The organism is Acinetobacter sp. MB5, assembly GCF_003261585.1.
Classification (GTDB): Bacteria; Pseudomonadota; Gammaproteobacteria; order Pseudomonadales; family Moraxellaceae; genus Acinetobacter.
On sequence record NZ_POVU01000003.1, the window covers coordinates 182,274 to 196,024 of the forward strand.

The 13,751-nt window shown below is 43.6% G+C and carries 12 protein-coding genes; 4 read left to right on the forward strand and 8 right to left on the reverse strand.

Annotated features, from left to right (window positions below):
* The first annotated feature begins 76 nt into the window (after window positions 1–76).
* Window positions 77–1,324, forward strand: a complete 1,248-nt coding sequence (locus tag C1A47_RS05990) for an MFS transporter (protein WP_111893403.1) — start codon at window positions 77–79, stop codon at window positions 1,322–1,324.
* A gap of 50 nt (window positions 1,325–1,374) precedes the next feature.
* Here the strand turns inward: C1A47_RS05990 and C1A47_RS05995 are convergent, their stop codons facing one another.
* Both C1A47_RS05995 and C1A47_RS06000 read right to left on the reverse strand, forming a co-directional pair.
* The gene (locus C1A47_RS05995) at window positions 1,375–2,289 is read right to left on the reverse strand and encodes a LysR family transcriptional regulator (RefSeq protein ID WP_111893405.1); all 915 of its coding nucleotides are present in this window, start codon (window positions 2,287–2,289) and stop codon (window positions 1,375–1,377) included.
* A 280-nt stretch (window positions 2,290–2,569) separates the two neighbouring features.
* Entirely contained in the window at window positions 2,570–3,181 is a 612-nt protein-coding gene (locus C1A47_RS06000) for a DUF805 domain-containing protein (protein ID WP_111893407.1), read from the reverse strand.
* 417 nt (window positions 3,182–3,598) lie between these two features.
* On the opposite strand from C1A47_RS06000, the gene C1A47_RS06005 reads away from it, so the two are divergent.
* Entirely contained in the window at window positions 3,599–3,823 is a 225-nt protein-coding gene (locus tag C1A47_RS06005; protein WP_227539738.1) for a hypothetical protein, read from the forward strand.
* Window positions 3,824–3,872: 49 nt separating this feature from the next.
* On the opposite strand, the gene C1A47_RS06010 is transcribed toward C1A47_RS06005, so the two are convergent.
* The 3 genes from C1A47_RS06010 to C1A47_RS06020 form a co-directional block, all read right to left on the reverse strand.
* A complete protein-coding gene (locus tag C1A47_RS06010; protein WP_111893411.1) occupies window positions 3,873–4,784 on the reverse strand; it encodes a DMT family transporter in 912 nt (303 codons plus the stop codon).
* On the reverse strand, window positions 4,781–5,359 hold the full coding sequence (locus tag C1A47_RS06015) for a TetR/AcrR family transcriptional regulator (RefSeq protein ID WP_111893413.1): 579 nt from the start codon (window positions 5,357–5,359) through the stop codon (window positions 4,781–4,783). Before C1A47_RS06015 ends, C1A47_RS06010 begins: the two co-directional genes overlap by 4 nt.
* Before the next feature lie 103 nt (window positions 5,360–5,462).
* Window positions 5,463–6,362 (reverse strand): LysR family transcriptional regulator, encoded by a 900-nt coding sequence (locus tag C1A47_RS06020; RefSeq protein ID WP_111893415.1) that lies wholly within the window; start codon window positions 6,360–6,362, stop codon window positions 5,463–5,465.
* A gap of 93 nt (window positions 6,363–6,455) precedes the next feature.
* Here C1A47_RS06020 and C1A47_RS06025 point away from each other — a divergent pair, with 93 nt between their 5' ends.
* Window positions 6,456–7,520, forward strand: a complete 1,065-nt coding sequence (locus C1A47_RS06025) for an NADH:flavin oxidoreductase/NADH oxidase (protein WP_111893417.1) — start codon at window positions 6,456–6,458, stop codon at window positions 7,518–7,520.
* Between the two features lie 63 nt (window positions 7,521–7,583).
* Here the strand turns inward: C1A47_RS06025 and C1A47_RS06030 are convergent, their stop codons facing one another.
* The gene (locus C1A47_RS06030) at window positions 7,584–9,005 is read right to left on the reverse strand and encodes an amino acid permease (RefSeq protein ID WP_111893419.1); all 1,422 of its coding nucleotides are present in this window, start codon (window positions 9,003–9,005) and stop codon (window positions 7,584–7,586) included.
* Between the two features lie 689 nt (window positions 9,006–9,694).
* On the opposite strand from C1A47_RS06030, the gene C1A47_RS06035 reads away from it, so the two are divergent.
* Entirely contained in the window at window positions 9,695–10,603 is a 909-nt protein-coding gene (locus tag C1A47_RS06035; RefSeq protein ID WP_111893421.1) for a LysR substrate-binding domain-containing protein, read from the forward strand.
* A 57-nt stretch (window positions 10,604–10,660) separates the two neighbouring features.
* Here C1A47_RS06035 and C1A47_RS06040 read toward each other — a convergent pair whose 3' ends face one another.
* Window positions 10,661–11,944 (reverse strand): NAD(P)/FAD-dependent oxidoreductase, encoded by a 1,284-nt coding sequence (locus tag C1A47_RS06040; RefSeq protein ID WP_111893423.1) that lies wholly within the window; start codon window positions 11,942–11,944, stop codon window positions 10,661–10,663.
* 294 nt (window positions 11,945–12,238) lie between these two features.
* The gene (locus C1A47_RS06045) at window positions 12,239–13,732 is read right to left on the reverse strand and encodes an aldehyde dehydrogenase family protein (RefSeq protein WP_111893605.1); all 1,494 of its coding nucleotides are present in this window, start codon (window positions 13,730–13,732) and stop codon (window positions 12,239–12,241) included.
* Window positions 13,733–13,751 lie beyond the last annotated feature (19 nt).

Consider the following 13,751-nt stretch of genomic DNA (forward strand, 5'->3'; position numbering starts at 1 on the left):
ATACCATTTATTTTTCTGCCTTATCAAGATCAGAACAATACGCCCTTTCTCACATCTGTTGAAGATCGAGGGAATTATGAATCAAGGAAAAACGACCATTGAAAAAGTGGTCGGGATTAAATCTGGCTTTACCACACTGCTGTTATTGCTCTTTGTCTGTCTGTCGCCGATGGCAGCCATTGTCATGGCACCCAGCCTCCCTAAAATTCAGCAACACTTTGCCCATGTGCCGCATATTGAGTATTTAACTCCGATTGCGCTAACCATTCCTGGTTTAGTCATGGCGATTGTTAGTCCACTGGTTGGGTTCCTTGCGGACAAATTTGGTCGTAAAAAATTGCTCATCCTTTCCACCGTGGCCTATGGAATAGTCGGTCTGGCCCCAATGTTCCTCGATCAATTTTATTTGATTCTGATTTCTCGGGTGATTTTGGGCTTCTTTGAAGCCGTGGTTCTTACCGTGAGTACGACCCTGATCGGCGATTATTATTCCCCTCAACTCAGACAACGCTATTTGGCATTACAGGTGACAGCGGCCTCAACCTCAGCCATTTTGTTTTTTACACTTGGGGGATATTTGGGTGGAATTAGCTGGCGACTTGCATTTATTGTCTATGCCGTACCGCTCCTTTTTGCAGTGCTTGGACAAATTTTACTGTGGGAGCCTCAGATTCGTCGTCGCCAAGATGATGATCTACAGACTGAAATCTCTGATTCTACTGAAACCCTAAAATTCCGCCCGAGTTTTATGTTGGCCATCTGGATCACAGCATTTATTGCAGCCGTCACCTTTATGATTCTACAGATTCAGATTCCCTATCTTTTAAATTCAATTGGTGAAAGCTCTCCGAAAACTGCGGGAAATATTGCGGCACTTTCAACGGTATTTGTGGTTTTGGGTACGCTGACCGTACAGTACATGATTAAAAAATCCACAGCGATGTCACTTAATTTGCTGATCGGCTTTGGTTTAATTGGCATCAGTTTCATGCTCTTGGCAACAGCTCAAAGTGCACAAGAGGTGTTGATTTACGCGATTATCAATAGTTTCGGTTCAGGAATTTTATTGCCATCGGTCACGTTCTGGAATATGCGCCACTTACCGCAGGAAAAACGGGGATTGGGTACAGGAATCTGGAACAGTTTTTATAATTTTGGGATGTTCTCAAGCCCGATTTTAGTGGTTTATCTGAATGGTTTTACAGGCAGTTTAAAAATGACACTAGCACAACTTGGCCCATTACTGCTTGCTTTTGCGGTGTTCTGTATCGCATTCGATATCTTCCGCCGTTTTATGTTTAAGGCGAAAACAACAGCATATTAATTCATCACCAAATGAACAAAAGGGTTAAAGCTAACCCTTTTGAGCTTAGATTATGCAATCAGCTCATTCGCAACATCCATCACCAGTTGCCGAAACCAGAGTAAGCCTGCATCATTTTCCTGAAACTTATTCCATTGCATACAAATTTTGATTTTAGGGGCTTCCCACGGCAGTGGAGATACATAAATCGGCAAATATTCGGCACATTGCAATGCCAGTTTTTTATGCATGATTGCAATATAAGGTGTTCCTACCACAAAACGCGGCACACTATTAAAATTCGTCGCAATATAGGCAATTTTCCGATTAACATCCAAATTGCGAATTAACCAGTCATCAATCATTGGTGTATTATTCACTGCACCCAAACGCACTAAAACATGTTCAGCATTTTTATAATCTTCTAGGGTGAGTTGTTTCTCTTTGAGTGGATTTTGATTCCACATCACACAGACAAATTCATCATCAAAAACTTCTACACTCGGATGCTCATCTAAAATACTTAAACTAGGTAACAGTAAAATATCGACATTACCGCGTTGAATCTGTTTTTCAGCTTCTGAAGATGGCATTAACTGTTCAATTGAACACTGGGGTGCAAAGCGATACAACAACTGATTGAGCCGAGGAAGCAACACGTTTCCCGTATAGTCAGATGCCATAATGGTAAATTTACGTGTTGCCGTCATTGGATCAAATTTATTTTTATTATTCAAAACAGTACGCATTTGTATCAGTAAATCATTCACAGGTTTTGCAAGGTTTTCTCCCATCGGGGTTAACACCATACTGCGCCCAACCTGAACCAGCAATTCATCTTCAAAATAGTCTCTCAATCGGGAAAGCGCCGCACTGGTTGCAGGCTGACTTAAAAATAATTTCTCTCCTGCACGGGTAATATTTTTTTCTGTAAGCAATATATCCAAGGCAACCAATAAGTTTAAATCCAGTCCATCAAATCTCATTTAACTCTCCCTGAGTCGATTATATTTATGCCTTATGACTTGATTTTCAATATAACATTTAAAGTGCTGAATAAAAACGTATGATCAATTATCTTTACTTTTTTAATGACATTATTTTCTTTGATTTTATATTAGACTTCTTTCATAATTGTCTTCACCCTCTTTACTTTTCTCCCAGAGGGAGAAATAAAAAGTACTTATGAAAGAAGTCTATTTATTATTTTATTTTTAATCTTCGATCTGACCCATTTTAAGATCAGATCAAAGATTACTGATTCGATTATTTGGCTGGAGAACCCCACTGATTTTTTTCCTGCTTGGTTTCAGTGACCGTCCAGATAAATAAAGGAATTAAACCCACAATAGTAAATGCAATCAAAAACCACCAACCCGAACGGTTCACATCGTGCAAGCGGCGCACTGTCACTGCCAAGGCAGGAAGAAATAAAACTAAGTTAATGAGTCCAGAGAAAATATCAATCGTGCCTTTACTAAAGCCAGTAATGGCGAGAATCAGACCTAATGTAAAGCCAATGAGAATCTGGAATAAATAAAAAAACCAATATTCCTTACGGCGAGCACGACCAGAAAAATTCACATAATTTTTCAAGCATTTAATCGACCAGTCTAAGAAACCATAATCACTTTCTGCTTGCAGTTGCGCATCATTTTCCCGAAACGCTGGTGGCTGCTGAAAAGAAGAACCATAACCAATGACATAAATACCTGTCGCCTGTCCTAATTCATTGACAGAAAAATCGACCTGCTGCCCACGTTGTGGTGCAATATTTTCTTTCCACTCCGCCCCAATAAAACTGTAACGTTTGTTATCTTCGCCACTAATCAGGCCTTCATTGTATTGCATGCTAAAATCAAGCATTGTGCCTTTCATTATAAGTTCTCTCTATCTATTTAAATTGTTTTAATATCAAGTTAGACCGACTTAAAAAGTTGATCAACAAAATTTAATCTTTTTCATTACTTTAAAATATATTATTTAAAATGATCAATAAGTTGTCAAATTTGTTTATTGAACAAATGTTAAAAGTCTTAAATAAACATCAAAACTGCCAGTGCAACTTTAAGCTTTAATTTATGCCTTTATGGTATTTGAAGCCATACTAACCAAGACTGTTTGCCTTCTAAAAATTCAGATCAATTCCCTGTAAATGCATCTCTTTGCTCATCCTAATGCTGCAAAGAATATGAACTATTATTGGATATTTATCATTTTTATTTACATTTTATTTATGAAAAATCCTTCAATATTTGGTTCAATCGCCAGCATCGTTTTTAGTGTTGGTAATCTATGATGAAAAATCTGTTTCCAAAAAATCAGGACACTTTTTTAAAAGTTGGTCTGGTGAGTATGATTATCTTAACGATTGGCACAGTGATTTTCTTGAAAGATCATTATGAACGTAGCTTTTTAGCATTTTTGGTGCTGATGGTCTTGCCATTTTTATATATGAAATGCGTGACTACCATTGCCCATAAAGTCTATGAATCAGACCCGTTAAGCTCTGCACACTAAAATGTTGAAGACCTGTAGCTCAACCCACTACAGGTCAAAACATCTGAATTTATCCTTTCGCCAAAACCAACAAGCAACCAAAAATCAGCGCCAATCCCATCCAGCCAATCAGCGCCAAATGCTCTCCCACCAAGGTCATGGCAAAAATCGCGGCGATAAACGGTTCAAATAAAGTTAAGGTCACGGCCTGACTGGCAGGCACAGTTTTCAAACCAAAACCGAACAGCAAATAGCCCAAAAACATCGGTATCAGGGTCATATACGCCGCCACATAAATATTGATCGATTCATGCAGTAAATTGCCGCCTGTAAAATACAGCGTTGGTAATAGCAGCAATGCCCCCAAACCAAAAATCATGCCCATAGATGCTTTGGATTCAATACCCCGTTGCATCAGTTTTTGGGCACACCATGAGTACAATGAATAGGTGAAGCCTGCAACACAGCCTAGCACAATGCCCAGTAATTTATGCGTTTCATCTGCTGCCGCATGCGTGACTTTTGACTCCCCGAGTGACAGGCAGACAATCCCGATCACACCGAGCACAAAACTGATCAGCCAGCGTTTGGACAACTCTCGCCGATCGACAATTCGTTCCAGTAAGGCGGTAAATAAAGGTGCTGTACCAATCGACACCACTGTGCCAATAGTCACCCCTGCATAGTGCATGGACGAATAAAACGTCAGTGGATAGATTCCAACGCCCAAACCACCGAGCAGTAAAATCATGCTCTGCTGACGCAATTTCGACAAATTACGCTGAATGTATTTTATAGCAAGTAAGGCTTGCAGCAAACCGCCACCGCCCATGGCAATCGCACCAATCGCCAAAGGGCTTAATGTCGGTGCAAAGGATGCAGCCGTGCCTGTTGTCCCCCATAAAAAAGAGGCAATCAGGACTGCAAAAATTCCCCACTGTGTCTGATTTTGCGTTTGGGTGGATAATGCTGTGCGATTCATGCGGCAAGTTCCCGATCGAGCAACTGCGCTGCCATGTCTTTGGCGAGTTGCATTTTCTGACTAGACCCTTCCAGACCTGCACGCATGATTGCGCCTTCAAGCAGAAACGAGAACAGACTGGCTAAATACTCAACACGTGCAGAATCAGTCAACAGTTGCTCTAACTGTTCTCGCAAGATCTGCTCAATCTGCTCTTTATGCTGTTTAACAGCCAAACGCTCAGGGCTATTGGCAGGAAACTCTGCGGCTGCATTGAGTAAGCCACAACCACGAAAACCACTTTCATAGGCACATTCGGCATGATCCTGATAGGCAGCAAACACCGCAAGAATCGCATCACGCGGTGAGTTTTCCTGCGCCAGACGTTTGGCATACAAGTCCAGCCATTCCTGATGCCGTGCCTGTATGTACGCTGCCACCAAATCCGATTTGGCAGGAAAGTTGTTATACAGCGACATTTTGGCGACTTGTGCCTTGTCAGTAATGCTGTTAATGCCTGTACTGGCAATGCCGTGGTTATAAAACAGTACCGCAGCCGCATCCAAGATTTTCTCTTTTGCTGTTTTCTGTGTCATGTCAAAATAAATTAAGTAGACCGATCTACCTAATACTATCTAAATCAAACTCCAATGTGAATCTTTTTTAAGCTAAAGTTTGAAAAATTGAAATGGGGAAAAATTATTCGCCACAGGTTTCCCAAATTAAAGTACGTAACCACTGCTGAATCGGGTCATGATGATTACGTTCATGCCATGCCATCACCTTGGTATAACCCTGTACAGGCACAGGCGGTTCAAGCACCACAATGTCCTGAATGTTTTGCACCAAATGTGCAGGTACCACCGCAATCAAATCACTTTTACGCAAAAGATCGGGCAATAACAAAAAACTGGTGACAGACAGTGCTACATTGCGCTGACGTCCAACTTTGGCAAGGGCTTCATCAGTTGCGCCAAAAAACTGCCCACCTTCGTAAGAGGCCAGTGCATGTTCCAGTTCACAAAACCGATCTAAAGTCAGTGCCTGCTGACTCGCTGCAGGATGCCCTTCTCGCATAATGCAGACATAGCGCTCCTGATACAGCACACGAGTGTGGGATTCGACAGGTACATTAACTGGATCAAGGAAAATCAGATCCAGTTCACCTCGTTCCAGCATACCCTGAATGTCTAAACGGTGAATGGAGAGAAAGGCCACTTTGACATGAGGCGCTTGCTGTTTGAGTGCCAAAATAAATGGCAAACCAATCGCCTGCATGTCGTTATCATTGGCGGCAATATTCAAGGTCAGGTGCAACTGTTTCGGATCAAATTCCACTGGCTGCATCAAGGCATCAATATCCGCCAGAATCTGCTTCACAGGTTTTGCCAGCGCCAAAGCACGGTTGGTCGGGGTCATCCCATGCGATGCCCGCACAAACAGCGGATCAGAAAATTTCACCCTTAAACGGTTGAGCATGCTACTGACCGCAGGCTGGGTCAGCGCCAGTTTTTCTGCGGCACGGGTGACATTGCGTTCATCCAGCAAGGCATCCAGCGCTTTGAGCAAGTTAAGATCCAGCGACCTGATATTATCCATATTTATAGCATTTATATAATTTCATGATTGGATTTATATCTAATTCGTTCTTACCATGCAAGGCATTCTCCCTTCTTATCACAGGCAAATTTCATGGCAAAGTTGCATGATTTATATACGCCCTTTTCGGTCAAAAACCTCAATCTCAAAAACCGCGTGGTCATGCCACCGATGTGCCAGTATCAAGCCACGGATGGCGTGGTCAATGACTGGCATCTGGTACATTACGCCTCACGTGCAGTTGGTGGTGTCGGTCTGATTATTGTGGAAATGACCAACGTCATGCCCAATGGTCGCATTACCCCAAACTGTTTGGGGCTGTGGAATGATCAGCAGCGTGACGAACTGAAAAAAATTGTCGATGTAGTACATGCACGTGGCAGCAAAATTGCGATTCAGATTGCCCATGCAGGACGTAAAGCGCTCGGCTGTGATGATGTGGTTTCAGCATCACCAATCCGTTATGACGGTGCCAATGAAGGCAACAACAGCGCATGGGATTATCAGCAACCGCGTGAACTCAGCCAAGCTGAAATCCAAGAAATGGTGCAAGCCTTTCAGGATGCGGTGAAACGTGCAGTAGATGCAGGCTTTGATGCGATTGAACTCCATGCAGCACATGGTTATCTGATTCATCAGTTTTACTCCGCCAAAACCAACCAGCGTCAGGACGAATACGGTCAGGACAAAATGCTGTTTGGTGAACAGGTGATTCGTGCTGCTAAAGCCGTGATGCCTGCGGATATGCCATTGCTGGTGCGTATTTCTGCGCAGGAATATAGCGAAAACGGTTTTGACTTGGCGTATGGCTGTGAAGTGGCTCGTCGTTTTGCAGCAGCAGGTGGAGATGTACTGGATGTCAGTGGTGGTGGCGATGGTGCGTTACACCCTGCACACACCCCAAATTTCCAAGCGGGCTATCAGGTGTATTTGGCGACTGCGGTAAAACAGGCAACTCAACTTCCTGTGATTGCAGTGGGTATGCTGGAAGATGCCGAAGTGGCAGATTATGTACTAGGAACACAGCAAGTGGACTTGGTGGCTGTGGGTCGTGGTTTACTGCGTGATCCTTACTGGTTATTGCATGCGGAGCAACAGCATAAAACCCGTGATGGTGAACAACATTTTGTTCCTGAGTCTTATGCAGCCAGTTTTTAACTCCGTTTAAAAACCCGATTTACTGATCGATGTAGAGCCTTTCTCTACATCGATATCCCTCAATTATTTAGAAAACTCTCCTACATTTTTACTGTTCAACACATTGGCATTTTGATTTTTTAACCACGGTTTTTGTACCTGACGATTACGGGTCACAAAGAAACTGGCGATCAGCATAATGGTGGTCACACCGACTGACATCAGCGTTTCATAACGATATGCAGGTGAAATAAACATATACCCCAACACCGCCAAAATCGTCAGAATCACAAACCAAGTCACATAGGGGAAGCACCACATTTTAAAGCTGAGCTGAACACCTGCACGCTCAACGCTATAACGCATTCTGAGTTGCGATACCGCAATCACCAAATACACGATTAAGGCAATCGCACCTGTGGTTGACAGCAGGAAGCTGAACACTTGACCTGGAAAGACATAGTTGGCAAAACCACCTGCAAAACCCGCAACACTTGACGCCAACACCGCCACTTTCGGTACACTTTGACCTGTGACTGTCGCTGTTGATTTTGGTGCATCACCACGTTTACCGAGGGAAAACAGCATGCGTGATGCAATATATAAGCCTGAGTTCATACAGCTACACACCGCCACGAACACCACGGTATCAATGATCAGTTTGGTACCTGGGACATTTAAAGTCGACAACACATATTGGAAAGTTCCCATTTCTTTAAGCGCAGGGTCATTCCAACTCACCAACGACACCACCAGAAAAATCGACAATACATAGAAAATCGCAATACGGTAAATCACCAAATTAGTGGCTTTACGGATTTTCTCTTGTGGATTTTTCGACTCTGCCGCAGCAATTGACACCACTTCCGCGCCAAAGAACGAGAAAATTGTAATCAGTACACCGCCCAACACTGTACCAAAACCATTTGGCATAAAGCCGCCTTGAGAGTACAAATGGCTGAAACCACTGACTGGAGATAACGGCCAGAAGCCCAAAACAGCCATACCCGCAATGATGATAAAGCCAATAATCGCGATCACTTTAATCAGCGCGAACCAGAATTCGAACTCACCAAAGTTCTTCACATTCAATAAATTACTGGTGGTTAAAATCAGCATAATGCCAATTGCATACGCCCAAGAAGGTAATACTGGAAACCAAGAATGAATAATATCTGCACCCGCAATCGCTTCTACAGGAATCACCAGTACCCAAAACCACCAGTACAACCAGCCAATGGTAAAGCCTGCCCAAGGCCCTATCGCATTGGCAGCATAGGTTGAAAAAGATCCTGTATCAGGCTGCATCACCGCCATTTCGCCCAACATGCGCATCACCAGAAAGACCAGTAATCCCGTCAATGCATAGGAGATAATAATGGCAGGGCCTGCTGTGGCAATTGCCGAAGAAGACCCAATAAATAACCCCGCCCCAATAATGCCGCCAATGGTGATCATGGTCACCTGACGACTTTTCAAGCCTTCGCCCAAAACTTGATTTGTCATATATCGTCCCTTAATTCAATACATCGTATTTTTCGGTAGACCCAAGCGAGATCTTTGCGGTGTACAACACTGACACATGCACAAAGCCACAAAAAATCTTGCATTAGATGTGGGTTGATGCAGTTTTTGATAGTCAGTTTTCTGCTAAATAGTTCTCGAAAACTGCATAAGCCTTGCTTCGAGTATCTTTTTGCGGGGGCGCTTTCACAAACGAAAAAAATGAATCCCGACACAACTTATTTTCGTTCATAAATTATGCAGAATTTACTGTTTTTTGGCGCAGGGATTGCTTTAATAGAACGTGTTTTTTGTGAGATAAATCCATCTCAATATTCTTATTTTTATTTTAAATTCATTGATTTATTTTTAAGTGAATTTAACGTTTCAAGATGACATGACGATGACAATGCTCAAATTCACTCACCTATTTTTTATGGCGCAGATGTCTTCGCACCAAAGCCAGTCATGCCCTATTTTCTCCATTCAATATTGCCCTAAAGTGACCCGTTTAAAGACCATTTTTGCAGTTAAAATGCACCACCTATACTCACCTCATCGCTTTCAACCCATAATCTGCACCACAATCTGCATTTTTCGACAAAAATCTTCACAACGTCCACAGAATCAATGGTATAAAATTTGCTTAAGTAAATGGATTTTTAAAAATATGCATTCTCGGAGGTTCGATAATGCAAAAACTCACGTCTAGGACATATCCTTCGACCATGTCCTTGCGATGTTTTGAAGCATCTGCCCGATTTTTAAGTTTTACCAAAGCTGCACAAGTGTTGTACATGACACAAAGTGCCGTCAGTAAGCAAGTGGCTCATCTGGAAGACAGTCTCAATACCGCGCTGTTTGAACGTACACTGAAAGGTCTGAATCTGACCCCTGCGGGTAAATTATTTCTCAGTCAAACCCAATATATTCTCAGTCAGATTGAAATGTCGGTGCTGAATATGCTGGCACATGGCAGTGAAGCGGAAACACTCAATATTGCGGTGCATCCGACCTTGTGCGCACGCTGGCTGATTCCTGTTTTAAAAGGCTTTAGCAAGCTCAATCCGCATATTCATCTGGACATTCAGGAACAGATTAATTCCTCTGAAATTGAGAATCATCAAACCGATGTGGCCTTTTTATATGGCGATGGGGTTTGGCGTGACATGACCAGCGTCAAGCTGTTCGAAGAGCATTCGATTGCAGTCTGTTCTCCTGATTTGCTGAGCGAACCGTTCTCCTGTCTGGACGATTTTCAAGGACATGTCTTGCTACAATCGCGTTCACGTCCACGCGCTTGGGATGAGTATTTCCAGCTACAAGACTTCGTCAATGAACAACCGTTTATCGGGCCACGTTTTGACACCTTTTATTCCTGTATTCATGCTGCGATGACTGGCTGTGGCATTGCGCTAATTCCTAAGTTTCTGGTGGAAAAAGAGCTTTCAACAGGTGAACTCATTCAGGCATGGCCTTATGAAATGGGCAGCTCGCAAGCCTATTACATGACCTATCCCACTTCGATGGCCAAGACGCCGAAAGTAGCCTGCATTTCTCAATGGGTACAGACCTATCTTGCAAGCAGCAGCGCTGCCTGAAAACAACAGAGCCACTCGAATGAGTGGCTCAATTTTTTAATCTTCGTCAATTTTAAATCAGGTAATAATTTTCATGCATTGTCCCGCATGGTACAGCGCAATACTGCAATCATAGAACATGGCACGGGCATTGCGATAAGAGACTTTGCATTCTTCAATTTCGTTGAATGGCAACGGTAAATTATCACGCTGATCATCCTGTAAATATTGGGCAAATGCCTTACCAATCAATGTTCCTGTGGTGATTCCGCGTCCGTTATACGCTGTTGCCGCCAGAATTCCTGGTGCAGGTTCAAAGATCCGCATGATGTGATCGGAAGTAAAACCGAACTGCCCCGTCCACTGGTATTGCCAGTTGACCTGACCAAGATCAGGGAAATATTTTTTGCTCATGGTGTTGGCCCATGACACATAAATCGACTCTTTGCCTTCATAACTGCCGACGGTTCCAAGCAGTAAACGTCCATCTTTATCACGGCGGATGCTCGATAAAGCCAAACGGGTATCCCAAGAACCGTTTTTATGCGGCAAAATTCGATCTGCAACATCACCTGTGAGCGGTTCAGAAGCGATCTGATAATACTTCACGAAATAAATGGTTTTTAAAATTTCTGTCCACTCGCCTTGCGTATAGGCGTTAGTGGCTAAAATCACTTTGTCCGCGGTGACTGAACCTTGCGCGGTCTGAACACACCACTGGGTATTGCTTTTCACCACCGCATTCACGGCAGTATTTTCACAAATCTTCACCCCTAAACGCTGTGCCGCTTTTGCCAAACCTGTGACATAAGCATACGGGTTGACTGTGCCTGCACGCTTATCTAGCAAGGCTTTATTAATCGAGGTTGTGCCGCAGTATTCGTGGCATTTTTGCCCAATCAGCACTTCAACATCTGCACCACGTCGGCTGAGCTGTGCATAACGACTATCGACATCTGCTTCGCCTTCGGCATTGTGTCCCATGTGCAAATTGCCTGTACGGGTGTCTTGTGCATCGATGCCTAAACGGTCAATGGTATCGAACACCAGTTTCGGCGCACCGCCTAAAGCTGTGGTGAGTTTTTCTCCCACCTGTTCGCCTAAATATTTATTCAAATCATCTGGCTGTGCCCAAGTTCCTGCATTGACCAGTCCAACATTTCGACCTGAGCCACCTGCGCCAATCTGAGCACTTTCTAACAGTACCACCCGATAACCCGCTTCTGCCAAATGAATGGCTGACGATAAACCTGTAAAACCACCGCCAATGACACAGACATCTGCATTTACATCGCCCTGCAAACCCGCAAAACTTGGTGCGTTATCGACGAGTGTTGACCATAAGATTTGATTTTTTAACATGTTTATTGCCCCAGCCTATAGCAATAAAATAACAACGGCGGATTGATATTATTGCGCCAGTCCTTCCCGCTTTTTTTGAGTTTATTTTGCGGTTGTTGACAGGTTCATAATAAGAATCTTGGTATTACTTCATCGGAAAACAAATAAAAGAAGATGCAACCGACTTCTTTCATGATTGTTTACACCCTCTTTGTTTTTCTCCCTGAGGGAGAAATAAAAGGAGTTCATAAAAGAAGTCGAGTGACTCAAGGTAAATGCAGCCTCAAGACCACATTCACCAAGTACAACTGATCATTAACCGAAGTTAATGCCTTGTGCCAATGGCAACTCACGCGAATAGTTCACGGTGTTGGTTTGACGACGCATGTAGTTTCTCCATGCATCTGAACCTGACTCACGACCACCGCCCGTTTCTTTTTCACCGCCAAATGCACCACCAATTTCTGCACCACTGGTGCCGATGTTGACGTTGGCAATACCGCAGTCACTGCCTTCTGCGCTCAGGAATTTTTCAGCTTCACGCAGGTCGTTTGAGAAAATGCACGATGACAAGCCTTGTGGCACATCATTTTGTAATTCAATGGCATCTTCGAAATCTTCATAAGCCATGACATACAGAATTGGTGCGAACGTTTCTGTTTTAACAATGTCATTTTGCTCAGCAATTTCAACAATAGCAGGCTGAACGTAATAGGCATTCGGGTACTGTTCTTCAAGGACACGTGCACCACCAAACACTTCTGCACCTGCTTCTTTGGCACGCGTCAACATGCTTTGCATTTGATTGAAAATTTGCGCATCGATTAACGGCCCAACCAAATTGCCTTCGAGCGGATTTCCAATAGAAACCGATGCGTAGGCTTTTTTCAGTTTCTCAACCACTTCTGCTTGAATGGATTTATGTACGATGAGACGGCGTAGTGTTGTACAACGCTGACCTGCTGTACCGACTGCCGAGAACAGAATCCCACGAATCGCAAGTTCTAAATCAGCGGTTGGCGCAAGAATCATGGCATTGTTACCGCCAAGCTCTAAAATACATTTACCAAAACGCTCCGCGACTTTCGGCGCAACAATTTTACCCATGCGGGTACTGCCTGTTGCACTGATCAACGCAACACGCTCATCTGTCACCAGTTTGTCACCAATCGCGGCATCACCAATCAACAACTGTGCAATATCGGCAGGTGCATCTGTACCAAACTGCTCCAGTGCTTTTTCAAATAACGCCTGACAAGCCAAAGCGGTCAAAGGTGTTTTTTCAGAAGGCTTCCAGATCACGGCATTCCCGCAAATGAGCGCCAATGTCGTGTTCCATGCCCAAACAGCGACAGGGAAGTTGAATGCAGAAATCACACCCACCACACCCAGCGGATGCCAAGTTTCACGCATGTGATGACCAGGACGTTCTGAAGCAATGGTTAGACCATACAACTGACGCGACAAACCCACTGCAAAGTCACAAATATCAATCATTTCTTGGACTTCGCCCAAGCCTTCCTGCGTGATTTTACCCGCCTCCCAAGAGACCAGTGCGCCGAGTTCAGTTTTGTATTCACGTAGAATCTGACCGAACAAACGTACCAACTCACCACGGCGTGGCGCAGGAATTTTGCGCCATTGTTTGAACGCTGCTTGGGCTTGCTGAATTTGAGTTTCAGTTTGTTCTAAATCGTGAACCACAACCTGACCAATCACGCTGCCATCAATCGGTGTTTTGACCTGTAGCGTCCCATTTTGATACAACTCAGGTGCAACGCCTAAACTGTTTAATAGATCCTGAATCATATAATTCCCTTCAAATCCG

Excerpts from the sequence above, each read along its gene's own strand:
- C1A47_RS06015 (WP_111893413.1), bottom strand. The coding sequence starts at position 5,359 with ATGACACAGAAAACAGCAAAAGAGAAAATCTTGGATGCGGCTGCGGTA.
- C1A47_RS06005 (WP_227539738.1), top strand. The coding sequence starts at position 3,599 with ATGATGAAAAATCTGTTTCCAAAAAATCAGGACACTTTTTTAAAAGTT.
- C1A47_RS06000 (WP_111893407.1), bottom strand. The coding sequence starts at position 3,181 with ATGAAAGGCACAATGCTTGATTTTAGCATGCAATACAATGAAGGCCTG.
- C1A47_RS06025 (WP_111893417.1), top strand. The coding sequence starts at position 6,456 with ATGGCAAAGTTGCATGATTTATATACGCCCTTTTCGGTCAAAAACCTC.
- C1A47_RS06020 (WP_111893415.1), bottom strand. The coding sequence starts at position 6,362 with ATGGATAATATCAGGTCGCTGGATCTTAACTTGCTCAAAGCGCTGGAT.
- C1A47_RS06035 (WP_111893421.1), top strand. The coding sequence starts at position 9,695 with ATGCAAAAACTCACGTCTAGGACATATCCTTCGACCATGTCCTTGCGA.
- C1A47_RS06030 (WP_111893419.1), bottom strand. The coding sequence starts at position 9,005 with ATGACAAATCAAGTTTTGGGCGAAGGCTTGAAAAGTCGTCAGGTGACC.
- C1A47_RS05995 (WP_111893405.1), bottom strand. The coding sequence starts at position 2,289 with ATGAGATTTGATGGACTGGATTTAAACTTATTGGTTGCCTTGGATATA.
- C1A47_RS06045 (WP_111893605.1), bottom strand. The coding sequence starts at position 13,732 with ATGATTCAGGATCTATTAAACAGTTTAGGCGTTGCACCTGAGTTGTAT.
- C1A47_RS06040 (WP_111893423.1), bottom strand. The coding sequence starts at position 11,944 with ATGTTAAAAAATCAAATCTTATGGTCAACACTCGTCGATAACGCACCA.
- C1A47_RS05990 (WP_111893403.1), top strand. The coding sequence starts at position 77 with ATGAATCAAGGAAAAACGACCATTGAAAAAGTGGTCGGGATTAAATCT.
- C1A47_RS06010 (WP_111893411.1), bottom strand. The coding sequence starts at position 4,784 with ATGAATCGCACAGCATTATCCACCCAAACGCAAAATCAGACACAGTGG.